The organism is Streptomyces kronopolitis (genome assembly GCF_014646275.1).
GTDB classification, from domain to species: Bacteria; Actinomycetota; Actinomycetes; order Streptomycetales; family Streptomycetaceae; genus Streptomyces; species Streptomyces kronopolitis.
The window spans coordinates 205,650-230,235 of sequence record NZ_BMND01000004.1 but is presented as its reverse complement, the minus strand read 5'-3'; the positions used below and the strand labels follow the sequence as shown (position 1 = coordinate 230,235).

Sequence of the window (24,586 nt, the reverse complement as noted above, 5' to 3'; positions counted from 1 at the left end):
TCCGGGCCGGGACACGGCCTCCCTCCACAGATTGGGCGACAATTTTCCTTCCACATCCTGGGGAGGGGAAAGTTATCCCTGTGGGATCCACAGGACGATGAGCTGACGGGGCATCGGAGGAGGTCAGCCGGGTGTGGATTTGTGGCCAACCGTCTTCCACAGGGTGTGGACAGAGAATTCGTCCACAGGGGAGGGGTGATCTTGTCCACCGGCCGCCCACAGGCAAGCGGCTGTTGTCCCCAGCTTCTCCACACCCCTGTCCACTGTTCGGCAACGCAACACCCGCTCTCACCGGGCCGAGTGAAAGCCGTCACACCAAGTTGGCCGGTTGGGCTGTGGGGAACCGGGGTAAAGCTGGGGATGGCACTGGGGAGAAGTGGCCCTCTCCTGTGCATCGGGTGTGCAGAACTTCTCGCGGTCCACAGCGGAGCCGGCTTTTCCACGGCCGCCGCCCACAGGAGCAGTGGACAAAAAATCCGTGCTGACCTGCGCAAAAGCAGTTGTCCACGGTTTCCACAGGCCCTACTACTACGACCACGGATATCTACCGGGGAACTCGTTCGGAAACGGGGCCTGTGCACAAGTTGGCCGCCGGGCGTCCGACACCGGTCGATCCGACTTGACCCCGAGCCGCACCGACTGTCGGTGGCGTGCGTCAGACTGGTCTCCGGCAACTCAGCCGACGACGAAGGCCAGCAGGGCGAGAGCCAGCAACAGCAGGAGGCGGTTCCGGTGAAGATCCGGGTGGAGCGCGATGTACTCGCGGAGGCAGTGGCCTGGGCGGCCAAGAGCCTCCCGGCCCGTCCGCCGGTGCCCGTCCTCGCGGGCCTGCTGCTGAAGGCGGAGGAAGGCGCGCTGAGCCTCTCCGGCTTCGACTACGAGGTCTCCGCACGGGTCTCGGTGGACGCGGAGGTGGAGGAGGAGGGCACGGTCCTCGTCTCCGGCCGGCTGCTCGCCGACATCTGCCGCGCCCTGCCCAACCGCCCGGTGGAGATTTCCACCGACGGTGTACGGGTGACCGTCGTCTGCGGCTCCTCGCGGTTCACCCTCCACACCCTTCCTGTGGAGGAGTACCCGGCTCTGCCGGCCATGCCCACCGCCACCGGCACCGTCCCCGGTGAGGTCTTCGCCGCGGCCGCCGCCCAGGTCGCCATCGCCGCCGGCCGTGACGACACCCTTCCGGTGCTCACCGGCGTGCGGATCGAGATCGAGGGCGACACCGTCACCCTGGCCTCCACCGACCGCTACCGCTTCGCGGTGCGCGAGTTCCTCTGGAAGCCGGAGAGCCCCGACGCCTCCGCGGTCGCGCTGGTCCCCGCCAAGACCCTGCTGGACACCGCCAAGTCCCTGAGCAGCGGCGACACCGTCACGCTCGCGCTCTCCGGCTCCGGCCAGGGCGAGGGCCTGATCGGTTTCGAGGGCGCCGGGCGCCGGACGACGACGCGTCTGCTCGAAGGCGACCTGCCGAAGTACCGCACGCTGTTCCCGACCGAGTTCAACTCCGTCGCCGTGATCGAGACCGCCCCGTTCGTCGAGGCCGTCAAGCGTGTGGCGCTGGTGGCCGAGCGGAACACCCCGGTCCGGCTGAGCTTCGAGCAGGGTGTGCTGATCCTGGAGGCCGGCTCCAGTGACGACGCACAGGCTGTGGAGAGGGTGGACGCCGATCTGGACGGCGACGACATCTCGATCGCCTTCAACCCCGGCTTCCTGCTGGAGGGCCTGTCGGCGATCGACTCCCCGGTGGCGCAGCTGTCCTTCACGACGTCGACCAAGCCCGCGCTGCTGAGCGGCCGGCCGGCCAAGGACGCCGAGGCGGACGACGCGTACAAGTACCTGATCATGCCGGTGCGGCTGTCGGGCTGACGGCCGTCCGTGCGACCCGCGGCGCGAATCCGCCGTGGGTCGCGGTGCCCCGGCCGGGCCCTGTGCGGCGACCGGCTGACGGGCCCCTGATGAGCGGCTGAGCCCACAGGTGTGCGCGGACCTGCGGGCGTAGGCTCGGACTCGGGTACGACAGCAACGACTACGTGCAAAGAGGGTCTCTGATGGAGCTCGGTCTCGTCGGTCTCGGCAAGATGGGCGGCAACATGCGCGAGCGCATTCGCCGCGCCGGCCACACCGTCATCGGATACGACCGCAACCCGGACCTGGCGGATGTCAACAGCCTCCAGGGGCTTGTGGACAAGCTCAAGGGCCCGCGGGTCGTGTGGGTCATGGTGCCGGCCGGTGCCGCCACCCAGGCCACGATCGACGAGCTGGCCGAGCTGCTGTCGCCGGGCGACATCGTCGTCGACGGCGGCAACTCCCGCTGGACCGACGACGAGAAGCACGCCGAGCAGCTGAAGGCCAAGGGCATCGGCTTCGTCGACTGCGGCGTCTCCGGCGGCGTCTGGGGCCTGGAGAACGGCTACGCGCTGATGTACGGCGGCGAGAAGGACGATGTCGCCAAGGTGCAGCCGATCTTCGACGCGCTCAAGCCCGAGGGCGAGTTCGGCTCGGTGCACGCCGGCAAGGTCGGCGCCGGCCACTTCGCCAAGATGGTCCACAACGGCATCGAGTACGCGATGATGCAGGCCTTCGCCGAGGGCTGGGAGCTGCTGGAGAAGGTCGACTCCGTCACGGACGTGCGCGAGATCTTCCGCTCGTGGCAGGAGGGCACGGTCATCCGCTCCTGGCTGCTCGACCTGGCCGTCAACGCCCTCGACGACGACGAGCACCTGGAGAAGCTGCGCGGTTTCGCCGCCGACTCCGGCGAGGGCCGCTGGACGGTCGAGGCCGCGATCGACAACGCCGTGCCGCTGCCCGCGATCACGGCCTCGCTCTTCGCCCGCTTCGCGTCCCGTCAGGACGACTCCCCGCAGATGAAGATGATCGCCGCGCTGCGCAACCAGTTCGGTGGCCACGCGGTCGAGAGCAAGAAGTAGCACGCAGCAGTACTGAGCAGCAGTAACCGCAGGAACAGCCGGGGGAGGTCGGCGCCGCCATGCATGTCACGCATCTGTCCCTCGCCGACTTCCGCTCGTACGCCCGGGTCGAGGTTCCCCTCGAACCGGGCGTCACGGCGTTCGTGGGGCCCAACGGACAGGGCAAGACCAATCTGGTCGAAGCGGTCGGCTATCTCGCCACGCTCGGCAGCCACCGGGTCTCCTCGGACGCGCCGCTGGTGCGGATGGGCGCCGAGCGGGCGATCGTCCGGGCCGCTGTCGTCCAGGGCGAGCGGCAGCAGCTGATCGAGCTGGAGCTCAATCCGGGCAAGGCGAACCGCGCCAGGATCAACCGGTCCTCGCAGGTCAAGCCGCGGGACGTGCTGGGGATCGTGCGCTCGGTGCTGTTCGCGCCGGAGGATCTGGCGCTGGTCAAGGGCGACCCGGGCGAGCGGCGGCGGTTCCTGGACGAGCTGATCACCGCGCGTTCCCCGCGGATGGGCGGGGTGCGGGCGGACTACGACCGCGTCCTCAAGCAGCGCAACACCCTGCTGAAGACCGCCGCGCTGGCGCGCCGGCACGGCGGCCGGCAGATGGATCTGTCGACGCTGGACATCTGGGACCAGCATCTGGCGCGGGCCGGTGCCGAGCTGCTCGCGCAGCGGCTGGATCTGATCGCGGCGCTGCAGCCGCTGGCGGATAAGGCCTATCAGCAGCTGGCGCCGGGCGGCGGTCCGCTGGCGCTGGAGTACCGCGGTTCCGCGGGCGAGGCGATGGCCGACGCCGCGACCCGCGAGGAGCTGTACGGCGTGCTGCTGGCCGCGCTCGGCGAGGCCCGCAAGCAGGAGATCGAGCGCGGGGTGACGCTGGTCGGGCCGCACCGCGACGACCTGGTGCTCAAGCTGGGCCAGCTCCCGGCCAAGGGCTACGCCAGCCACGGCGAGTCCTGGTCGTACGCGCTGGCGCTGCGGCTGGCGTCGTACGACCTGCTGCGCGCGGAGAGCCCGATGAGCGGCCCGGGCGGGTCCCCGGACGGGGGCGGGCGCCGGGCGGGCGAGCCGGTCCTGGTCCTCGACGACGTCTTCGCCGAGCTGGACGCGCGGCGCCGCGAGCGGCTGGCGGAGCTGGTGGCGCCGGGCGAGCAGGTCCTGGTGACGGCGGCGGTGGCCGAGGACGTGCCCGCGGTGCTGGCCGGGGCGCGCTTCACGGTGTCCGGCGGCGCGGTGGAGAAGGTGACCCCGTGAGCGACGCGCAGCCCGAGCGGCCCAAGGACCCGGAGCTCTCCGGTGTGGATCTGGCCCGCCAGGCGCTGGTGGCCGCCAAGGAGCAGGCCCGGGCGCGGGGTGCGGCCGCCCAGCAGAAGAAGCAGGCCCGGCGCGGAGGGTTGCGGTCGGGCGCGCGGGCGGACGGCCGCGACCCGCTGCCGCTCGGTGCGGCGATCAACCGGCTGATCACGGAGCGCGGCTGGGAGACCCCGGCCGCGGTCGGCGGGGTGATGGGGCGCTGGCCGCAGCTGGTCGGGCCCGAGGTGGCACAGCACTGCGAGCCGCAGAAGTACGACGAGGACGCCCGGGTGCTGACGGTGCAGTGCGATTCGACGGCGTGGGCGACGCAGCTGCGGCTGCTGGCCCCGACGCTGGTGGCCCGCCTCAACGAGGACCTGGGGCACGGCACCGTGAAGGTGATCAAGGTGCTGGGACCCGGCGGTCCCGCCCGGCGGTACGGAGCGCTGCGCGCCCCCGGAAGCAAGGGCCCCGGCGACACCTACGGCTGAGCCGCGCGGCACCGGGGTGACGCGCGTAGGACCCCCGTATACGGGTGAGGCGGGTGAGACTCCGCTCACGGTAGCCGCCGGTTGACAGCCGGAAGCGCTGAGTGCCCGTGTGAGCGCCCTGGGGCCCCTTCTCGGATATGGGGAGTCGGCGGACGCCAGTTCAGGGCGGCACATGACGACTCAGGTGGCTGCAAACCCCCATGAGTGTCGGCGCTACCGGTAGACTGATGGCAATCCCGCCCACTCGCGGAACATGTCGAACGACGCAGCCGCTCCCGCCTGTCTTCCCAGGGGTGATCCCCACAGGCGCGGAAGGGCTCGTGCTGTGCCAGAAAGGGCGCTTCGTGGCCGACTCCGGCGACCTCAACGAGAACATCACGGCTTCCACAGAAGAGGGGGTTCCTGGCGGCGTCCTGGGCGACTCCTCGGTGGAGAAGTCGTACGACGCCAGTGCGATCACCGTCCTCGAAGGCCTGGACGCGGTCCGCAAGCGCCCCGGCATGTACATCGGCTCCACGGGCGAGCGGGGCCTGCACCACCTCGTGCAGGAGGTCGTCGACAACTCCGTCGACGAGGCCATGGCCGGCCACGCCGACACGATCGACGTGACGATCCTCCCCGACGGCGGCGTCCGCGTCGTCGACAACGGCCGCGGTATCCCGGTCGGCATCGTGCCGTCGGAGAACAAGCCGGCCGTCGAGGTCGTGATGACCGTGCTGCACGCGGGCGGCAAGTTCGGCGGCGGCGGTTACGCGGTCTCCGGTGGTCTGCACGGCGTGGGTGTCTCCGTCGTGAACGCGCTCTCGCAGCGGGTGGCGGTCGAGGTCCGCACGGACGGCCACCGCTGGACGCAGGAGTACAAGCTCGGTGTGCCGACCGCGCCGCTGGCCAAGCACGAGGCCACGCAGGAGTCCGGCACCTCGGTCACGTTCTGGGCCGACGGCGACATCTTCGAGACCACCGAGTACAGCTTCGAGACGCTCTCCCGGCGCTTCCAGGAGATGGCGTTCCTCAACAAGGGTCTGACGATCGCGCTCACCGACGAGCGCCCGGACCACGTGGACGAGGAGGGCAAGCCCCTCTCGGTCCGCTACCACTACGAGGGCGGCATCGTCGACTTCGTGACGTACCTGAACTCCCGCAAGGGCGAGCTGGTGCACCCCACGGTCATCGACGTGGAGGCCGAGGACAAGGAGCGGCTGCTCTCGGTCGAGCTGGCGATGCAGTGGAACACCCAGTACAGCGAGGGTGTCTACAGCTTCGCGAACACCATCCACACCCATGAGGGCGGCACCCACGAGGAGGGCTTCCGCGCGGCGCTGACGGGTCTGATCAACCGTTACGCCCGCGACAAGAAGCTGCTGCGCGAGAAGGACGACAACCTCACGGGTGAGGACATCCGCGAGGGTCTGACGGCGATCATCTCGGTCAAGCTCGGCGAGCCGCAGTTCGAGGGCCAGACCAAGACGAAGCTGGGCAACACCGAGGCGAAGACCTTCGTGCAGAAGGTCGTGCACGAGCACCTCACGGACTGGCTGGACCGCAACCCCAACGAGGCCGCGGACATCATCCGCAAGGGCATCCAGGCGGCCACGGCCCGGGTCGCGGCCCGCAAGGCGCGCGATCTGACCCGCCGCAAGGGGCTGCTGGAGACGGCGTCGCTGCCGGGCAAGCTGAGCGACTGCCAGTCCAACGACCCGACCAAGTGCGAGATCTTCATCGTCGAGGGTGACTCCGCCGGCGGCTCGGCCAAGTCCGGCCGCAACCCGGAGTACCAGGCGATCCTGCCGATCCGGGGCAAGATCCTCAACGTCGAGAAGGCCAGGGTCGACAAGATCCTGCAGAACAACGAGGTCCAGGCGCTGATCTCGGCCTTCGGCACCGGGGTCCACGAGGACTTCGACATCGAGAAGCTCCGCTATCACAAGATCATCCTGATGGCGGACGCCGACGTCGACGGCCAGCACATCAACACCCTGCTGCTCACCTTCCTCTTCCGCTTCATGCGGCCGCTGGTCGAGGCCGGACACGTCTACCTCTCCCGCCCGCCGCTGTACAAGATCAAGTGGGGCCGGGACGACTTCGAGTACGCCTACTCCGACCCGGAGCGGGACGCGCTGATCGAGCTCGGCAAGCGGAGCGGCAAGCGCATCAAGGACGACTCGGTCCAGCGCTTCAAGGGTCTCGGTGAGATGAACGCCGAGGAGCTGCGGATCACGACCATGGACACCGACCACCGTGTCCTCGGCCAGGTCTCGCTGGACGACGCGGCCCGCGCGGACGACCTGTTCTCGGTGCTGATGGGTGAGGACGTCGAGGCACGCCGCTCGTTCATCCAGCGCAACGCCAAGGACGTCCGCTTCCTCGACATCTGAGCCTTGTCGGCCCGTACAACAGCCGCAGCTCGAAAGGACTTTGAACCAGCATGGCCGACGAGAACACCCCCGTGACCCCGGACGGCGTGACCGCCGAGGGCACGCCCGCCGCCATCGAAGGCGTGGGCATGCGCGTCGAGCCCGTCGGGCTCGAAACGGAGATGCAGCGCTCCTACCTCGACTACGCGATGTCCGTCATCGTCTCGCGTGCGCTGCCCGACGTCCGGGACGGCCTCAAGCCCGTCCACCGCCGGGTGCTCTACGCGATGTACGACGGCGGCTACCGCCCCGAGAAGGGCTTCTACAAGTGCGCCCGCGTCGTCGGCGACGTCATGGGTACGTACCACCCGCACGGCGACTCCTCGATCTACGACGCCCTGGTCCGCCTGGCGCAGACCTGGTCGATGCGGATGCCGCTGGTGGACTCCAACGGCAACTTCGGCTCCCCGGGCAACGACCCGGCCGCGGCCATGCGGTACACCGAGTGCAAGATGGCGCCGCTGTCGATGGAGATGCTCCGGGACATCGACGAGGAGACCGTCGACTTCCAGGACAACTACGACGGCCGCAACCAGGAGCCGACGGTCCTGCCGGCCCGCTTCCCGAACCTGCTGATCAACGGCTCGGCGGGCATCGCGGTCGGTATGGCCACCAACATCCCGCCGCACAACCTGCGCGAGGTCGCCGCCGGTGCCCAGTGGGCGCTGGAGAACCCGGAAGCCTCCCAGGAGGAGCTGCTGGAGGCCCTGATCGAGCGGATCAAGGGCCCCGACTTCCCCACCGGCGCGCTGGTGGTCGGCCGCAAGGGCATCGAGGAGGCCTACCGCACCGGCCGCGGCTCGATCACGATGCGCGCGGTGGTCGAGGTCGAGGAGATCCAGAACCGCCAGTGCCTGGTGGTCACCGAGCTGCCCTACCAGGTCAACCCGGACAACCTCGCGCAGAAGATCGCCGACCTGGTCAAGGACGGCAAGGTCGGCGGCATCGCGGACGTCCGCGACGAGACCTCCTCGCGCACCGGCCAGCGCCTGGTCATCGTCCTCAAGCGGGACGCGGTCGCCAAGGTCGTCCTCAACAACCTCTACAAGCACACCGATCTGCAGACCAACTTCGGCGCCAACATGCTCGCGCTGGTCGACGGGGTGCCGCGCACGCTCTCGCTGGACGCGTTCATCCGCAACTGGGTCACGCACCAGATCGAGGTCATCGTCCGCCGGACGAAGTTCCGGCTGCGCAAGGCCGAGGAGCGGGCGCACATCCTGCGCGGTCTGCTCAAGGCGCTGGACGCCATCGACGAGGTCATCGCGCTGATCCGGCGCAGTGAGACCGTCGAGGTGGCGCGCGAGGGCCTGATGGGCCTGCTGGAGATCGACGAGATCCAGGCGAACGCGATCCTGGAGATGCAGCTGCGCCGGCTGGCCGCCCTGGAGCGCCAGAAGATCACCTCCGAGCACGACGAGCTGCAGCGCAAGATCAGCGAGTACAACGCGATCCTGGCCTCCCCGGAGCGCCAGCGCCAGATCATCAGCGAGGAACTGGCCGCGATCGTCGAGAAGTTCGGCGACGACCGGCGCTCCAAGCTGGTGCCCTTCGAGGGCGACATGTCCATCGAGGACCTGATCGCCGAGGAGGACATCGTCGTCACGATCACCCGTGGCGGCTATGTAAAGCGCACCAAGACCGACGACTACCGCTCGCAGAAGCGCGGCGGCAAGGGCGTGCGGGGCACGAAGCTCAAGGAAGACGACATCGTCGACCACTTCTTCGTCTCCACCACCCACCACTGGCTGCTGTTCTTCACGAACAAGGGCCGGGTCTACCGCGCCAAGGCCTACGAGCTGCCCGACGCGGGACGGGACGCGCGGGGTCAGCATGTGGCCAATCTCCTCGCCTTCCAGCCGGACGAGCAGATCGCGCAGATCCTGGCGATCCGCGACTACGAGGCCGTGCCGTACCTGGTCCTCGCCACCAAGGCCGGCCTGGTGAAGAAGACGCCGCTCAAGGACTACGACTCGCCCCGCTCCGGCGGCGTGATCGCGATCAACCTGCGCGAGCAGGAGGACGGCACGGACGACGAGCTGATCGGCGCCGAGCTGGTGTCGGAGACCGACGACCTGCTGCTGATCAGCAAGAAGGCGCAGTCGATCCGGTTCACCGCGACCGACGACGCGCTGCGCCCGATGGGCCGCGCCACCTCCGGTGTGAAGGGCATGAGCTTCCGCGAGGGCGACGAGCTGCTCTCGATGAACGTGGTCCGCGCCGGCACGTACGTCTTCACCGCGACGGACGGCGGCTACGCCAAGCGCACTCCGGTCGACGAGTACCGTGTCCAGGGCCGCGGCGGTCTGGGCATCAAGGCCGCCAAGATCGTGGAGGACCGGGGTTCGCTGGTCGGCGCGCTGGTCGTCGAGGCGACCGACGAGATCCTCGCGATCACGCTGGGCGGTGGCGTGATCCGTACGCGGGTCAACGGAGTGCGGGAGACCGGCCGTGACACCATGGGCGTCCAACTGATCAACCTGGGCAAGCGTGATGCCGTCGTCGGCATCGCACGGAACGCCGAGGCCGGCCGCGAGGCCGAGGAGGTCGACGGGGTCGAGGGATCCGAGGAGACCGACGCGGCCGAGGGGACCGAGCCCACCATGGCCGAGGGCGAGCAGCCCACGGCGGAGTAGTACGAGGAGTAGGTCGTGAGTGGAGCCACGGGCGCTGCAGCGGAGGGACCGGGAGCCGGCAAGGGCTCCTCGTCGAAATCCGCCACCGTGACGGATGCCGGCGCCCGTGGCTCCGCCGTTTCTGACACCGGCCCCGGGGACGAGGGCTCGCACCAGGGGGGACCCGTGACCGATACCCGTCAGCCGCAACCACAGCCGCAGGGAAAGCCCGAGGGCGGCTCCCCGCAGCCCTACGAGCCGCCTCAGGCGTATCCGACCGGCGGTGGAGCGCAGGGCGGGGCCGCGGTGCGCTTGCCGCGTACGGGCGCCCGTACGGCCCCGCGGACCCGCAAGGCGCGGCTGCGGGTGGCCCGGGCCGATCCGTGGTCGGTGATGAAGGTCAGCTTCCTGCTCTCCATCGCGCTGGGCATCTGCACCGTGGTGGCCGTCGCGGTGCTGTGGATGGTCATGAACGCCATGGGCGTCTTCTCCACGGTCGGCGGGACGATCAGCGACGCCACCGGCTCCGGGGACGGCGGCGGCTTCGATGTGCAGTCGCTCCTGTCGCTGCCGCGGGTGCTGCTGTTCACCTCGATCATCGCGGTGATCGATGTGGTGCTGGCGACCGCGCTGGCCACGCTCGGGGCGTTCATCTACAACCTGTCGGCGGGCTTCGTCGGCGGTGTCGAGCTCACCCTCGCCGAGGACGAGTGAGCCCGCACCGACGGGTGTGCGCGGGGCTCCGGGATCCGATTTTGGGAACGCCTCTGAAGTGCGCTAATCTTTCGGTGCAGCGAACGCGCGGCTATAGCTCAGACGGTTAGAGCGCTTCCCTGATAAGGAAGAGGCCCCAGGTTCAAGTCCTGGTAGCCGCACCGCGCAGTCGGCCCGGCCGGAGACTTCTCCGGCCGGGCCGATTCGTTCTGTGCGGGCGCAAGTTGGCTCGTGTCGGGTGCCGTGGACGAGGTGTTGCCGACCGTGGGCTAGGTAACCGATCGGTATCAACCGGTGTGTATCATCGGCCGACATAGGTCCCCTACGTCAACGAAAGACGAGGTCGCGCGGTGAAGAAGCTTCTCCTGGTCGCACTGGCCGCCATCGGCGGGCTCCTCGTGTACCGCCAGATCCAGGCGGATCGCGCCGAGCAGGATCTGTGGACGGAGGCGACCGACTCCGTGCCCGCAGGTTCGGGTGTCTGAGACCCCACACGCACAGCACATTCGTACGGACCCCGACTGCCCCTGGGTGGTCGGGGTTTCGTGCGTCCCGGGGGCGGGTGGGGCGTTCTGTGGGGCGGAGACGGCGGTGCGGGACTGAGAGGGCCGATGGTCATCGTGGGGGCGTGACGGCCTATCTTGTGAGTTTGCTCTAGCACACTATTTGCTTGCATTAGCAAATATGCCGGTCGGGGGCGTGGCGGGCGGGGCGGGAGCCGGCTCGTGCGCGGGGTCGCCAGGGGGGCGGGCGCCGCTCGGTGGGCGCCGGAGGTGATGTTTCACGTGGAACATCGGGGCCAGCAGCTGTGCCATGACGTGGAGTTCGCCGACGAGTCGAAGGGGGGCGCCGTGGTGCCGCGGGTCGGGGTGCGGGGCGAGGGGAAGCCCGGGTCGCGGGCCGGGGGTTCGGTGGCCGCGGTCTCCCGGAGGGATTCCGGGCCCTCGGCGGACACCGCGCCGGACAGCGGTGGAGGATGGGCCCCAGGACGTATGAGGGCGGTCGCCGCCGGTGGAGTGGGCGTCCTGCTGCCGGCCGGTTGGCGCCGGTGTACGCACGTCGTCGGGCGACGGCGACCGACGGGGAAACGCGGATCCGAGGAGGGGTGGCTCGTGGTGACGGCGCGCAGGACGCACAGGGGCATCGCCGTACTGGCGACGCTCGGCGCGGTGGCGGTGCTGCCGGGGGCGGTGGGCGTGGCCTCGGCCGACGCGATACCCGGCTACCGCATCGCGGATGGCGCCACCCGGGTCGGGGGATCGGCCAGCAACTCCGACGCACCGAGGCTGAGCCCCGGACTGCACACCGACCGCATCAAGCGCGGTGAGAAGAAGTACTACTCGGTCAATCTGGACGACCGGACGAACGCGTACTTCTCGGCGGTGGCGGCTCCCCGGCCCGGCACCAAGGTCCGGGACTACGGGGACAAGCTGACCATCAACGTCCAGGACAGCAGCGGCCATACCTGCGACACGGGAGCCAGCCCGTTCTTCCGCGGCGGCGGCATGGCGTATCCGATCGCCGACTACGCCACCCGCCGCATCGGCCCCGACCGCACGGCCTGTCAGAAGGCCGGGCCGTACTACCTGGTGCTCAGCCGGCAGGGCTCGGCGGCCTCCGGCTCCGACATCTGGCCGATCGAGCTGGACTACCTCGAAGAGCCCCCGCTCAAGGGCAGCACCCCCGCCCGGCCCGGCCAGGGCACCTGGAGCACCGCGACGCCCGCACCGCGGACGAATCCCACCGAGCGCGCCGCCCGGGGCGGCACCGGCTTCAACGACGCGGGCTCGGTGACCTCGGGCGTCTGGACGGACCGGATCCGGCCCGGCGAGACCCGCTTCTACCGCGTCCCGGTGGACTGGGGGCAGCGCCTCAACCTCAGCGCGGAGCTGCCGAACGCCGGCGGCAGCACGACCGGTGGCCCCAACGGCAGGGCCCTCGGCCGGACCTCCGGGTTCGTCGCCAGCGGCCTGGGGCTGGGCGTCTACAACCCGGCCCGCGGGGCGGTCGGCGGGGCCACCTTCGTCCCGTACCGGGGCGAGCCCGCCGCCGCCAAGGAGTTCACCGCGCCGGTCGACTACGGCAACCGCTTCAACCCCGTCAACGCGGTCAGCGCGATGCGCTTCGCGGGCTGGTACTACATCGCGGTCTCGCTGCACCCCGATGCTGCGCGGTACTTCCCCAAGGGCGCGGACCTCACGCTCCGGGTGGATGTCCGGCTCCACGCCAAGGACGGGCCGGACTACGACCGGCCGGCCGGCACGTTCTCCGTCACGCCCGAGGACCGCGACACGGCACGCAAGGGCCAGAGCCCGCAGCAGGCCCGGGAGGCGGAGAAGAGCGGCGTGCTGATGACGGTGGCCTACGCCGGTATCGGCACCGGGGTGGTGCTGCTGGCGGGGCTCGGGACGTGGACGCTGGTGGCCCGGCGCGCTGCGGTGGTGCCCGCGGTCGCGGCGGGCACTTCCGGTGAGCCGCCCGCACCGCCCGCCGTGCCCGGGCAGTCGACCCGGACCACCCAACAGGGGCAGCGGGGCTCGCAGTTCGGGCCGCCGCCGGGCTGGTAGCGGGGCGGCGGTCGGGCTCGCGCCCGTGGCGTGCTGTCAGGCCGTCAGCAGGGCCCAGACGCCGACCGCGATGCACAGCAGCGCCACGATCAGCACCGGGATCGCGACCTTCGTGGGCGGCCCCGGTCTCCGGTACGGCGCCGGCAGCACGGCGGCGGCCGCGGTGACGGGTGCGGCGGACGCGGGCCGGACGGGCAGCGGCTGCGGGCCCGCCGTGTAGGGGCGGGTCGCGGAGTGCCCCGGGGGGACGGCGGCCGTCGGCTCGTACGCGGGTGCCGGGGGCGGGGACGGCACCAGGGGCGCGCCGGACGAGGTACCCGGCCCGGCGGGGCCCGCCGGGGCGCCGTGGCCGGTGGTTGGACCCACCTGGCCGGTGGTGGAACCTGTGTGACCGGTGGCCGGACCTGTGCGGCCCGTGGACGGGTCCGTGTGGCCGGTGGACGGGCCTGTGTGGCCGGTGGACGGGCCTGTGTGGCCCGTCGGCGTGCCCACCTGGCCGGTGGTCGGGCCGTTCTGCCCCAGGGGCGTACGGCCGTACCCCGTCGGCGTATTGCCGTATCCCGTCGCCGGATCGCCATGGCCTGTCGGCGGACCGCCGTACCCCGTCGCCGGACCGCCATGGCCCGTGGCCGCGGAGCCCGTGGGTGCTTGGCCCGGCAGCGGTTCCGGTGTGGGAGCGGGCGCGGGGGTGGGTGTGGGGTCCGGTGGGGCCAGCTGGAAGCTGCCGGTGTCCGACATGGAGACATGGCCGGTGGACGCGGTGCCCGTGGTGGCGCCCGCGGTCGCGGCCCCGGTGGCGTCCCCGGCGGCTCGCAGCGGCCCGGTCGGCCCGAAGCCGGCCGGCAGCGGGCCTATGTGGTCGAAGACCTCGACGATCTCGTCCTCGATCGTCATCTCCGGCAGCAGCTCGACCGCCGCGAGAATGGCCTTGCGTGCCCCGGTGGCCGTCTTGAACCGCGCGTCCGGATCGGGGTGCACCAGGGACGCCAGCACCTGCCACAGCGGCTCCGGCACGCCCTCGGGCGCGTCGGGGATGCCGGGCCGGTCGAAGTGGTCGGTCAGTCCCTCGGCGTCCGGCTTGACGCCGGTGATGAGGTAGAGCGCGACCAGGCCGACCGCGAACAGGTCGGCGGGGAAGTCCGGTTCGGCGCCGAGCATCTGCTCCGGCGCGAAGTAACCGGGCGTGCCCACCACGTAGTTGGCCTCGGTGAGCCGCGGCTCCCCCTTGCGCATCGCGATGCCGAAGTCCGACAGCCGCAGATGCGGACGGCCGGTACCGGTGGCCTCCAGCAGGATGTTCGCCGGCTTGATGTCGCGGTGCACCACGCCCTCCGCGTGCACCGCGGTCAGCCCGGCCAGCAGCTGGTCCAGCAGGACGCACACGAACCGCGGCGGCAGCGGCCCGTAGTCCCCGATCAGATGCGCCAGCGAGCCGCCGTTCACCAGATCCATGGTGAACAGCACCTTGTCGTCATCCGCGGCCCAGCTCGCCGGGGCCAGCACATGCGGGTGGTCGATCCGCAGCGCCTGTTCGCGGACGAAGCGCAGCAGCGTGTGCGCGTCGCTCTGCTGGAGCACCTTCGCCGCCACGTAGCGGCGCCGCCGGGCGTCCCAGGCGCGCCAGACCGCGCCCACCCCGCCCCGCCCGATCGGGTCGATCAGCTCGTACCGGCCGGCGAAGATCTCACCCATGGTGCCCCGTCCGCTGTCTGAACTCGCAAGGTCCCCTGTGGCTAACTCTGGTGCGCCTCGTAGTGGGCGACCGCGTCCGCGGTGCGACCGGCACCGTAAACCCGGAGAAACTCTGCCAGTTCGGGGTGAGCGGGGGCGAGGGTGTTCGCCGCATCGATGATGTCCCCGGCGTCGGAGACGGAGCGCAGCAGCGACTGGATCTCGCGCACCACGCGCCGCACCGTGGTCGCCCCGGTCGAAGACGTCTGCTGCGCGGTGTTGTTCAGCACCGAGCCCCCCGCGGTCTTCTTGATCTCTTCCATGCGGTCGGTCGCCTCGCCGGCGCTGACGCTGCCGTCGGCGACCTGGCCGGCCAGGTCCTGCAGCGCCTGCACGCGCTGGACCACGGCCGGGTTGCCTATCTTTGCGCGCTGCCCGCTCATCAGCTGGGACAGCATCGGGGCGGACAGCCCCAGTACGGCGGCGAGCCGGGCCTGGTTGAGGCCGAGATCGTCGATGAGGCGGCGGAACAACGCACCCAGAGGCTCCCCGTACCAACTGCGCTGCAGCTCCCGGGCCCGCGCGGTGGCTTCCTGCTGTGCTGCGTCCATACCGTCTCCCCTGTCTCCCCGGTGGCTTCGCTGCCGCGAATCTCGCGAAGCATCCTACGGAGAGCGACCGTGCGCGGCGATACCCGGTCGGGAAAGCGGCCGGACACCGGGTACCCTGGTGCGCGAAGGGGCCTTAGCTCAGTTGGTAGAGCGCTGTCTTTGCATGGCAGATGTCAGGGGTTCGACTCCCCTAGGCTCCACCACGAAGACCCCTCCGACCTGCGGAAACGCGGCCGGAGGGGTCTTTTTGCTGCTGGCGTCGCGGGCCGGTGCCGTGCAGGCGGAGGACGGTGCGCCGAGGGTGGTCCCGACCGCGGGATCCGGCTCAGCGCGGAGCCGTCGACGGCTCCTGCACGGCGAGGCGGGCGGCGCTTCTCAGGTGCTGGAGCATGAGCCGGACCGCCGGCACGGATTCGTGGGCGGGCAGGGTCAGGGCCACCACCTCGCGCGGGACGGTGGGGACGACCGGGACCAGGCGGATCGACGCGGACGGCACGGAACTCAGCGCCAGCTCCGGCAGGACGGCCACCCCCATGCCGGCGCCGACCAGGCCGATCACCGTGGGGTAGTCATCGGTGGTCAGGTCCATCCGGGGGGTGAACCCGCTGCGCGCGCAGAGCTTCACCACATGGCGGCGGCAGCTCGCACAGCCGAGGACCCAGGTGTCGTCGGCCAGGTCGGTGAGTTCCAGCTTTTCCGCCCCGGCGAGGTGATGGCCCGCGGGGAGCAGGCCGACGAGCCGGTCGGTCAGCAGGGGATGCGCGACCAGGCCGTTCCAGTTGGCGTCGTCCGCCTTCTCCGCGCCGGGGTCGTCCGGATAGGCGGCGGTGGTGCGCGGGGGCGTGCCGGGAAGGTCCGGGTAGCGGAAGGCCAGCGCGATGTCGCAGTCGCCGTCGCGCAGCATGGCGATGGCGCGCGGCGGGGTGGCCTCGCTGAGGGTGACCTCGATGTCCGGCCGCTCCGCGCGCATGGTGGCCAGGGCCGGCGGGATCACCGTGGCGGTGCCGCTGAGGAAGGAGACCAGCCGCACGCAGCCCGCCTGCAGGCCCGCGATGGCGGCTATCTCCTCTTCCGCCGCGGTCAGCCGGGCGAGAATGGAAGTGGCGTGCCGCGCGAGAATCTCGCCGGCTTCCGTGAGGCGCGCGTCCCGCCCCGAGCGGGCCAGGATCGGCGTTCCCACGGACTTCTCAAGGGCTTTTATCTGCTGGCTTACTGCCGGTTGCGTGCAGTTCAGCTCACGTGCGGCGGCGGTGAATGAACCGGCCTTCATCACGGCATGCAGTACACGAAGGTGGCGGGGCTCGATCACGTGGCGAGCATACGGAATTGCCAGGTTTCCGATCAACCCCATTGAGCAGACGAGGAATGGGCGGTGAGGCTGCCGGGATCGCCCTCCGGACAGCCGCGATCGCAAAGTTAACCCCATGCAGAGGTAAAGAGATGTGGGCGGGGGAAATGGAGTGCGGAAATCCGGATTCCAGTTATGGCCGCCGCAAGTAGGGTAAAGGGGGCGTATATACCGTCCGGTTGCCGCACCAAAAGGGTCGAACGGTGTGAAGCGGGCAGTCCTTTCCGGCCTCCAAAATAACTTTTATGGATACCTAAAGGACATCTTGGATTGCAGCTCCGATCATGGCCGTATAGAACTGCGCCATGCCTGCCGAGATCGTTACAGCGGTCCATGGCACTTTCGGAGAAATTCTCCAGGGGTATACCTTTGGTGCGCATGGGTTCGAGCATTTTCTTTTCACTGCCCCGATCGAGGAGTTGAAAAGCCAGGCTCGGTTGTGCCCGCAAGAGGGCACGGGTAAGAAGCGGCTCGGCATCACTCCTGATGACCGGGTCAAGGCCCTTTCCGCTTTCGAATTGCTGAGCGCCGAGCTGGGCCACGGCGCTCCCGACTGCACTATCGAGATCGATTCCAACATCCCGGTGGCGAAGGGCTACGCCAGCTCCACCGCCGACATTCTGGCGACCGCTCAGCTGTGCATCCGCAGCCTGCACCCGCAGACCCCGGAGCCGGTCGTGCGCGCCCTCGCGCTCTCCGTGGCCCGGAAGCTGGAGTACGGCGACTACCTCCTGCACCCCGGAGTCGCGGCCTGCGCCCAGCGCACCCACCGGCTCCTGCACGCGTACCGCACGGACCTGCGCTGGACCATCGTCGGCATCGACGAGGGCGGCTGGGTGCGCACCGAGGAGTTCCACCAGGAGCGCCCCGACGACCCGGGCAAGGCGCGGGTCTACGCCCAGCTCTTCGCGCAGCTCGACACCGCCCTGCGGGCCGACGACTACGCGGCCGCGGCCGAAGTCGCCTCCCGGAGCGCCGAGTTGCACAACGACCGGCTGCCCAAGAAGTCCCTGGAGGACCTGCGGCGGATCCAGCAGGACCTGGGCGCCCTGGGCGTCTGCGTCGCGCACAGCGGCACTCTCGCGGGGCTCATCTTCTCCCGCCACCAGCCGGACCACGACCTGCGGGTCCGGGAGTGCCGCGCGCAGCTGTCGGCCTGCGGATACAGCAGCGAGACCTTCACCCTGAAAGAGGCCCAGCGTTGACGACCAGCACCACCAGCACGGCCCCCGAGCCGGGGGCCGCCCCCGAGCCGGCCGCGCCGGACCCGAGCCCGCCGCCCCGTCCCCGCTCCCAGGCCCACTACCAGGGCATGGTGCTGCTCGCCGTGTGCTGCCTGGCGCTGGGCGGCGTGTTCGTCCGGATCAGCGAGATCGGCCCGGTCGCCACCGGCGCCTACCGCTCCCTCTTCGCCGTTCCGCTGCTGCTCGGGATGTCCGTCGCCCTGTCGCGGAACGCGGGCCGCACGGCCAAGGGCGGCCGGGCCGCGGGCGAGGCGCCTGCCAAGCAGGCGAGGGTGACGCCGCGCGACCGCTTCCTGATCGTGCTCGGCGGGCTGTTCCTCGCGGCCGACCTGTGCCTGTGGAACATCTCGTTCCTCTACACCTCGCTGGCTGAGGCCAACCTCCTGGCCAACCTGGTGCCGTTCATCATCGCCCCGCTGCTGTTCTTCCTCTTCGGGGACCGCATCCCGTGGAAGCTGCTGTTCCCGGCGCTGCTGGCGCTCGGCGGCCTGTACATCCTCGTCATCCTGGGCACCGGCCTCGACCCGCGGCACCTGCGCGGTGACGTGCTCGCCCTGATGACCGCCGTGTTCTACGCCCTGTTCCTCGTCGTGACCAAGGGCCTGCGCGAGCGCTACGAGGCGACCCGCATCATGGCCACCCTCAGCCTGGCCTGCGCCGCGGCCTGCTTCGTCGTCGCCGCCATTCTCGGCGAGAGCCTGTGGCCGACGACGGCCAAGGGCTGGCTGGTGCTGATCGCGCTCGCCGCGACCTCCCAGGTGCTCGGGCAGACCCTCATGGCGCACGCGGTGAAGTTCCTGCGGCTCCAACTGGCCGCCGTCTACGTGCTGCTCCAGCCGGTCGCCGCGGCCGCGTACGGCTTCGTCCTGTTCGGCCAGCAGCTCAGCTGGATCCAGCTGTCGGGCATCGCCATCCTGCTCATCTCGATCTTCTGGGCCAAGAACCTTCTGGAGGGCCGTTCATGACCGTCACCGTCGCGCCCCCGGACCGCGTCGATCCCTACGCCGTCCTCGACGGGCTCAGCCGGCTGACCACCCTCGACGCCGGCCGTATCGACGACACCCGGTTCGTGCTGCGTGCGATCCACGGCAGCCCCGCCACCGAGACCAGCTTCAAGTCCATCCTCGGCCTCGGCCTGCTGCTGCTGGCCCGGGAGCACGGCCTGCTCGCCGAGGGCCAGCCGGTGATCGAGTCCACCTCCGGATCGCTGGGCCTGGGCCTGGCGGCCGCGGGCCGCCTGCTCGGCCACGAGATCCACCTGGTGTCCGACCCCGGCATCCCGGCCGTGACCCGGCGCAAGATCGAGCTGGCCGGCGGCGTGCTGCACCTCGTCCCCGCGCCGCACCCCGTCCTCGGCTTCCAGCAGGCCCGGGACGACCTGCTCCAGCGGCTGCGGGCGGAGAACCCCCACTACTACTGGACCAACCAGAACGACAGCCCGCTCAACCCCGAGGTCTACACCCGCTGGGTGGTGCCCCACCTGAGACGCACCCTGGACTTTGCCCGCATCGGCGCCGGCATCTTCTGCGTCGGCAGCGGCGGCCACTTCTCCGCGCTGTCCGCCATGCTGCGCGACGAGGGCATCCGCTCCTACGTCGCCGACCGGCACGGCTCCATCACCTTCGGCGGCGACCCCGCCCCCAGCATCCTGCGCGGCACCGGCAACCAGAACCGCATCCCGGCCGTCATCGACGCCGTCCGGGACCGGGTGGCCGGGGTGTTCCAGGTGTCCGACGCCGAAGCCTGCGCCGGGGTCCAGGAGTTGGCGGCCCGCGGCATCAGCGTGGGCGGCTCCTCCGGCGTCTGCTACATGGGGGCGCGCCAACTCGCCGCCGCCCTGGGGCCGGAGGCCGACGGTGAGATCCTCACCTTCTTCGCCGACCGCGGCGAACTGTATGGCACCACGCTACTGAACTGGGGAGACAGCAGTGATTGAAGCCGCCCTGTGGAGCTCTTGCCCGCCCACCAAGCAGCTCTTCCACCACGACCCGTACGCCACCACGGGCACGGCGACGGTCCTCCAGGTCAGTGACCGCTACGCGATCTTCGACCAGTCCGTCTTCTACGCGGAGTCCGGCGGCCAGGTCGCCGACCAGGGAACGGTCAACGGGCAGCGCGTCATCGACGTGCAGAAGGCCGGCGGCCGCCCGTTCCAGCTGCCCAACGGCGAAGTCGCCACCATCGAGGCGGTGTTCTACCACGAGTTCGAGGAGCCCTGCGCCCTCACCGTGGGCGAGCAGGTCACCATGGAGATCGATTGGGAGCGGCGGCTGCACCACATGCAGATGCACACCCTGGCGCACTTCCTCTTCCACGCGACCGGCGAATACCTGGAGTCCCAGGGGCTGACGCGGTCGACCCGCGGCTGCCACATCAGCGACAGCTCCGCCCGCTTCGACTTCAACTGCGCGATCGCCACGGACGCCGTCCCCGGCATCCAGGAGCGCGTCACGCAGCTGCTGGCCGACTCCCCGGAGGCGGCCGTCGACCCGCTGCCCGGCACCCGGGACGTCTTCGTGTGGCGCTCGGGAGACCTGGAGATCCCCTGCGGCGGGACGCACGTCCGCCACCCGAAGGAGATCCAGGGCACGGTGTCCGTCCGCCGCCGCACCAAGGGCAAGGGCGGCACCCGGCTCTACATCGAACTGGACCGGAATGCCCAATGACCTCCGGGCGGCGACGGCCCACCAGCCGCCCGCCCGCACCGCCTCCCCCGGCCTGCTGCCCGAGCGGCCGCGCTTCCTGACCGACCTCGACGCGCTGCGCGCCCGCCGCACCCTGAAGTGGCGGCTCGGCCCGGACACCCCCGACCGCATCTGCCTCGGCGTCGCCGAGATGGACCTCCACCCACCGGAGTTCCTGCGCTCCGCCCTGGTCGAGGCCATCGGCCTCGGCGAGACCGGCTACGGCCTGCCCGAGGCGCAGGAGGCGGCGTGCGGGCGCTATCTGGCCGAGCACCACGACGCGCAGGTCGCCGGGCTGCGCTGCACCACGGACGTGCTGACCGGGCTGCGCACCCTGATGCACTCCGGTCTGCCCCCGGGCAGCCCCGTCATCGTCGAGACCCCCGTGTACGGCGATCTGTTCACGGTGGTCCGTGAGGCGGGCCTGGTACCGGTGGCCGTGCCGCTGGGCCGCTCCGGGGGGCGCTGGCAGCACGACTGGGCGGCCCTGGCCACCGCGGCCCGCGAGGGCGCCCGCGGCTGGATCGTGTGCCAGCCGCACAACCCGGTCGGGCGGGCCTGGACCCTCCCGGAGATGTCCCGGGCGATCGGGGTGTGCCGGGAGCACGACCTTCTGCTGCTCTCCAACGAGGTGCACCTCCCGCTGGGGATGCCCGGCCGCGCGATGCCCTCGGCGTTCGCGGACCCCGCGATCCACGGGATACGGGCCTTCGGCCTCACCTCCGCGTCGAAGGCGTTCAACATCCCCGGGCTGAAGAGCGCCAGCGTCTACGGCTCCGAGCGCTCGGCGCCCGCCCTCGCGGAGCTGCCGCAGAGCCTCCTGGGGCGCCCGGGCAGCCTCGGCGCCCTCGCCACCGTCGCCTGCTACGGGCCGGAGGGCGTCGCCTGGCTGCACACCCTGCGCGAGGAGCTCGCCGAGCGCGTGCGGCTCGTCCTCGACGAGCTGGCGGGCCTGCCGGTGCGCGTCGGCGCGACCGCCCCCGACGCCACGTACCTGGTGTGGGCCGAGGCCGCGGGGGAGCAGGACGCGCGCCGGTTCGCCGGGGCGCTGGAGCGCAGCGGCATCCACGTACTGGCCGGCGAGAGCTTCGGCGGCGCGGCGTTCGAGAGCTGCTTCCGCATCAACGCGGCAAGCCACCCGTCGATACTGCGGACGGCCTTCGCCCGGCTGCGGGCCGCGCTCGGCTGAGGACACCCACGTCCGTACGTGCGCGGGCCGTGTCCGCCGGCTCCCGGGACGGGAGGGCGGACACGGCCCGGTGAGCCGTTGGGGCCGGGTCAGGCGGTGCTGCCGCCGCCGCGCTCATCGGCCTCGGCGTCGGCCTGCTTGGCCTGGACCTCGGGGTCGAGCGAGCCGTTCTGGCTGCCGTCGACCGAGCTCAGCCGGCCGCGGTCGCTGACCTCGGTGGGCGCCGGCGGCTCGACCAGCCAGTCCGGGTTGGCCTGCTTGTCCCACCACTTCCAGGCGGCGATCGCTCCGCCGGCCAGGATGCCCAGCACGGTGAGGCGCTTGGCGAGCTTGCCGCACTTGGCCCGCCGGCTGTGCTTCTTCTGCAGCTTGGCGATCTCCTTGGCCGTCACCTGGCCGCGGAGCGCGGCGAGCGCGGCGGCGCCGCGGGCGACGGCTTCCTCCCGCACCGGCTCGGCCGCGGCGCGCGCGGTGGTCACCGCGTTCTCCAGCCGCGGTGCCGTGTAGTCGGCGGCCTGGCGGGCGGCCTTGCGGGTGCGGTGGGCCGCGCGGGTCGCCGCGGCGTCCACCTTGGGCGGCAGGGTGCCGCGGGCGTGCTCGAACCGCGGCTGCAGGTGGGTGTCGTACTGCGTGCGTGCCTGGTGGGCGGCCTCGGCCACCCTGGGCGCCGCGCGGGTACGTGCTTCATGCGCGAAGTGCACGGCGGCTTCCTTGGCCGTACCGGCATACGGAGCCACCACCTCCGCGGCGTGCCGCACGCTGTCCCTGGCCGTACCGGTCGCGGCGCGCACGCTGTCCTTGCGGGTCACGGGATCCTCCTCCTCGGTGGCGTTGTCCGGGGCTAGGGGGCCTGGTCCCCCGTGTCTTCTGTATCGCCTGTCCACCCGTTTGAAGATCATGCCCGCTCGGACGTCACACGGCATGTGCGAGCGGGCATCCGGGTCATTGCGGACCTTCCGGAGCCTTGTTGACGACAATGCCACGCTTTGCCGCTCCCGGCGCAGGAAATCGGCACGAAGTCCGTCAGGAGCCCGGCGTCCCGGAAAGAGTGGCGCACGGCCCGACAGGGGTGAGGTCGGACGACGGGCGGGCCGGTCCATGCGAGGATCGTGAACCGTCAGTGCAGACTTATGGAAGGTAGATCGTGGCTGAGCAGCTCTACGCCACCCTGAAGACGAACCAGGGCGACATCGAGATTCGGCTTCTGCCGAACCATGCACCCAAGACGGTCAAGAACTTCGTCGAGCTCGCCAACGGCGAGCGGGAGTGGACCCACCCGGCGACGGGCAAGAAGTCCACGGACCGCCTCTACGACGGCACCGTCTTCCACCGGGTGATCAGTGGCTTCATGATCCAGGGCGGCGACCCGCTGGGCAACGGCACCGGCGGCCCCGGCTACGAGTTCGGGGACGAGTTCCACCCCGACCTGGCCTTCAACAAGCCGTACCTGCTGGCCATGGCGAACGCCGGCCCCGGCACGAACGGCTCGCAGTTCTTCGTGACCGTCGGCGCGACCGCCTGGCTGACCGGCAAGCACACCATCTTCGGCGAGGTCAGCAACGACGCCGGCAAGAAGGTCGTGGACGCGATCGCCGGCACCCAGACGAACCCGCGCACGGACCGTCCGGTCCAGGACGTCGTCATCGAGTCGGTGGTCATCGAGACCCGCTGAGCCGTGTCTTGTGCCCCGGCCCGCGCCGGGGAACCATTGCGCCCCGCCCGGTCGTACATCAGGCGGGGCGCGACGCTCGTCCGGAGCCGGGCGGGAGGGCGCGTGACGGGCGCCCGGACGGAGAAGAGGACGAGAGGCCGATGGACCAGGTGCCAGGCAGCCCACAGGAACCGCGGGACGCGCGGGGCGACGACGGCCTGCCGGGCTGTTTCCGCCACCCCGACCGCCCGACCGGCATCCGCTGCACCCGCTGTGACAAGCCGATATGCCCCGAGTGCATGATCAGCGCCTCGGTCGGTTTCCAGTGCCCGGACTGCGTGCGCGGCGGCAGCGGCACCGGCCGTGCGCCGCAGGCGGCGGCGCCGCGCACGATCGCGGGCGGCGCGATCACCGCCGATCCCCGCCTGGTGACCAAGGTCCTGCTGGGCCTCAACGTCGCGCTCTTCCTCGCCGTGATGGCGACCGGCGGTGCGCTGAGCCCGCTGGTCAACCACCTCGATCTGATCGGTCTGGCCGCCGAGCCGGGCAGCTACCGGCTCGTCGGCGTCGCCGAGGGCGAGTGGTACCGCCTGCTGACCGCGATGTTCCTGCACCAGCAGATCGCCCACATCGCCTTCAACATGCTCTCGCTGTGGTGGCTGGGGCCGCCGCTGGAGGCAGCGCTCGGCCGGGCCCGCTTCCTGGCGCTCTACCTGCTGGCCGGCCTGGGCGGCAGCGCCCTGTCGTTCCTCCTCGCCGCGCAGAACCAGCCCTCGCTGGGCGCCTCCGGCGCGATCTTCGGGCTGCTCGGCGCGACCGCCGTCCTGATGCGGCGGCTGCGGTACGACATGAAGCCGGTGCTGATCCTGCTCGGCCTGAACCTCGTCTTCACTTTCCTGTGGCCGAATATCGCCTGGCAGGCACACGTGGGAGGCCTCGTGGTGGGCGCCGCGGTGGCCTTCGGGATGGTGCACGCGCCGCGCGACCGGCGGACCCTGGTGCATCTCGGGACCTGCGCGGTGATGCTGCTGGCGATCGTCGCCGTGGTGTGGGTACGGACCCTTCAGCTCACGGGCTGAGGGCCCGTGGCGCCACGTTGTCCACAGTGCGTGGCCGATCTTGTGCATGCGGTGCGGAACTCTCGTTCCGCACCGCCCTGACCTGCGTTTCCCCAGCCGGG

The 24,586-nt window shown here is 70.8% G+C and carries 20 protein-coding genes and 2 tRNA genes; 18 read left to right on the top strand and 4 right to left on the bottom strand.

Annotation, left to right across the window (positions count from 1 at the left end; all coding sequences use genetic code 11):
* Positions 1-732 precede the first annotated feature (732 nt).
* The 10 genes from dnaN to IEY78_RS07140 all read left to right on the top strand — a co-directional run bounded on the left by dnaN (position 733) and on the right by IEY78_RS07140 (position 13,008).
* Positions 733-1,863: a DNA polymerase III subunit beta gene (gene dnaN, locus IEY78_RS07185; RefSeq protein WP_189096877.1), complete on the top strand. Its 1,131-nt coding sequence runs from the start codon at positions 733-735 to the stop codon at positions 1,861-1,863.
* 182 nt (positions 1,864-2,045) lie between these two features.
* Positions 2,046-2,924: a phosphogluconate dehydrogenase (NAD(+)-dependent, decarboxylating) gene (gene gnd, locus IEY78_RS07180; RefSeq protein ID WP_189096733.1), complete on the top strand. Its 879-nt coding sequence runs from the start codon at positions 2,046-2,048 to the stop codon at positions 2,922-2,924.
* A 59-nt stretch (positions 2,925-2,983) separates the two neighbouring features.
* On the top strand, positions 2,984-4,168 hold the full coding sequence (gene recF / locus IEY78_RS07175) for a DNA replication/repair protein RecF (RefSeq protein ID WP_189096732.1): 1,185 nt from the start codon (positions 2,984-2,986) through the stop codon (positions 4,166-4,168).
* Positions 4,165-4,698, top strand: a complete 534-nt coding sequence (locus tag IEY78_RS07170) for a DciA family protein (protein ID WP_189096731.1) — start codon at positions 4,165-4,167, stop codon at positions 4,696-4,698. The genes recF and IEY78_RS07170 overlap by 4 nt, the downstream gene beginning before the upstream one ends.
* Before the next feature lie 320 nt (positions 4,699-5,018).
* The gene (gyrB, locus tag IEY78_RS07165) at positions 5,019-7,073 is read left to right on the top strand and encodes a DNA topoisomerase (ATP-hydrolyzing) subunit B (protein ID WP_189096730.1); all 2,055 of its coding nucleotides are present in this window, start codon (positions 5,019-5,021) and stop codon (positions 7,071-7,073) included.
* 50 nt (positions 7,074-7,123) lie between these two features.
* Positions 7,124-9,748, top strand: coding sequence for a DNA gyrase subunit A (gyrA, locus tag IEY78_RS07160; protein WP_189096729.1), 2,625 nt, complete (start codon positions 7,124-7,126; stop codon positions 9,746-9,748).
* A 15-nt stretch (positions 9,749-9,763) separates the two neighbouring features.
* Entirely contained in the window at positions 9,764-10,441 is a 678-nt protein-coding gene (locus tag IEY78_RS07155; RefSeq protein WP_189096728.1) for a DUF3566 domain-containing protein, read from the top strand.
* Positions 10,442-10,528: 87 nt separating this feature from the next.
* Positions 10,529-10,602, top strand: a tRNA-Ile gene (locus IEY78_RS07150).
* A gap of 189 nt (positions 10,603-10,791) precedes the next feature.
* A complete protein-coding gene (locus IEY78_RS34220) occupies positions 10,792-10,926 on the top strand; it encodes a DLW-39 family protein (protein WP_003958712.1) in 135 nt (44 codons plus the stop codon).
* Between the two features lie 627 nt (positions 10,927-11,553).
* Positions 11,554-13,008, top strand: coding sequence for a hypothetical protein (locus IEY78_RS07140; protein WP_189096727.1), 1,455 nt, complete (start codon positions 11,554-11,556; stop codon positions 13,006-13,008).
* Between the two features lie 36 nt (positions 13,009-13,044).
* Here IEY78_RS07140 and IEY78_RS07135 read toward each other — a convergent pair whose 3' ends face one another.
* Together IEY78_RS07135 and IEY78_RS07130 are read right to left on the bottom strand one after the other, a co-directional pair.
* Positions 13,045-14,700 (bottom strand): serine/threonine-protein kinase, encoded by a 1,656-nt coding sequence (locus IEY78_RS07135; protein WP_189096726.1) that lies wholly within the window; start codon positions 14,698-14,700, stop codon positions 13,045-13,047.
* 41 nt (positions 14,701-14,741) lie between these two features.
* Positions 14,742-15,290: a helix-turn-helix domain-containing protein gene (locus IEY78_RS07130; RefSeq protein WP_030075693.1), complete on the bottom strand. Its 549-nt coding sequence runs from the start codon at positions 15,288-15,290 to the stop codon at positions 14,742-14,744.
* Positions 15,291-15,417: 127 nt separating this feature from the next.
* Between IEY78_RS07130 and IEY78_RS07125 the strand changes: the two genes are divergently transcribed.
* Positions 15,418-15,493 (top strand) — tRNA-Ala (locus IEY78_RS07125).
* Positions 15,494-15,615: 122 nt separating this feature from the next.
* On the opposite strand, the gene IEY78_RS07120 is transcribed toward IEY78_RS07125, so the two are convergent.
* Entirely contained in the window at positions 15,616-16,599 is a 984-nt protein-coding gene (locus tag IEY78_RS07120) for a LysR family transcriptional regulator (RefSeq protein WP_189096725.1), read from the bottom strand.
* 344 nt (positions 16,600-16,943) lie between these two features.
* On the opposite strand from IEY78_RS07120, the gene IEY78_RS07115 reads away from it, so the two are divergent.
* From IEY78_RS07115 to IEY78_RS07095, 5 genes are read left to right on the top strand one after another with little or no spacing between them, the layout of a single operon-like run.
* A complete protein-coding gene (locus IEY78_RS07115) occupies positions 16,944-17,843 on the top strand; it encodes a GHMP family kinase ATP-binding protein (protein WP_435882123.1) in 900 nt (299 codons plus the stop codon).
* Entirely contained in the window at positions 17,840-18,847 is a 1,008-nt protein-coding gene (locus tag IEY78_RS07110) for a DMT family transporter (protein ID WP_189096724.1), read from the top strand. Before IEY78_RS07115 ends, IEY78_RS07110 begins: the two co-directional genes overlap by 4 nt.
* Entirely contained in the window at positions 18,844-19,818 is a 975-nt protein-coding gene (locus IEY78_RS07105; protein WP_189096723.1) for a pyridoxal-phosphate dependent enzyme, read from the top strand. The genes IEY78_RS07110 and IEY78_RS07105 overlap by 4 nt, the downstream gene beginning before the upstream one ends.
* A complete protein-coding gene (locus tag IEY78_RS07100) occupies positions 19,811-20,548 on the top strand; it encodes an alanine--tRNA ligase-related protein (RefSeq protein WP_189096722.1) in 738 nt (245 codons plus the stop codon). The genes IEY78_RS07105 and IEY78_RS07100 overlap by 8 nt, the downstream gene beginning before the upstream one ends.
* Positions 20,538-21,755, top strand: a complete 1,218-nt coding sequence (locus tag IEY78_RS07095; protein WP_189096721.1) for an aminotransferase class I/II-fold pyridoxal phosphate-dependent enzyme — start codon at positions 20,538-20,540, stop codon at positions 21,753-21,755. Before IEY78_RS07100 ends, IEY78_RS07095 begins: the two co-directional genes overlap by 11 nt.
* An 89-nt stretch (positions 21,756-21,844) precedes the next feature.
* Here the strand turns inward: IEY78_RS07095 and IEY78_RS07090 are convergent, their stop codons facing one another.
* Positions 21,845-22,564: a DUF5324 family protein gene (locus IEY78_RS07090; protein WP_189096720.1), complete on the bottom strand. Its 720-nt coding sequence runs from the start codon at positions 22,562-22,564 to the stop codon at positions 21,845-21,847.
* Positions 22,565-22,899: 335 nt separating this feature from the next.
* On the opposite strand from IEY78_RS07090, the gene IEY78_RS07085 reads away from it, so the two are divergent.
* Positions 22,900-23,427, top strand: coding sequence for a peptidylprolyl isomerase (locus IEY78_RS07085; protein WP_189096719.1), 528 nt, complete (start codon positions 22,900-22,902; stop codon positions 23,425-23,427).
* A 140-nt stretch (positions 23,428-23,567) separates the two neighbouring features.
* Positions 23,568-24,485, top strand: a complete 918-nt coding sequence (locus IEY78_RS07080) for a rhomboid family intramembrane serine protease (RefSeq protein ID WP_189096718.1) — start codon at positions 23,568-23,570, stop codon at positions 24,483-24,485.
* Positions 24,486-24,586 lie beyond the last annotated feature (101 nt).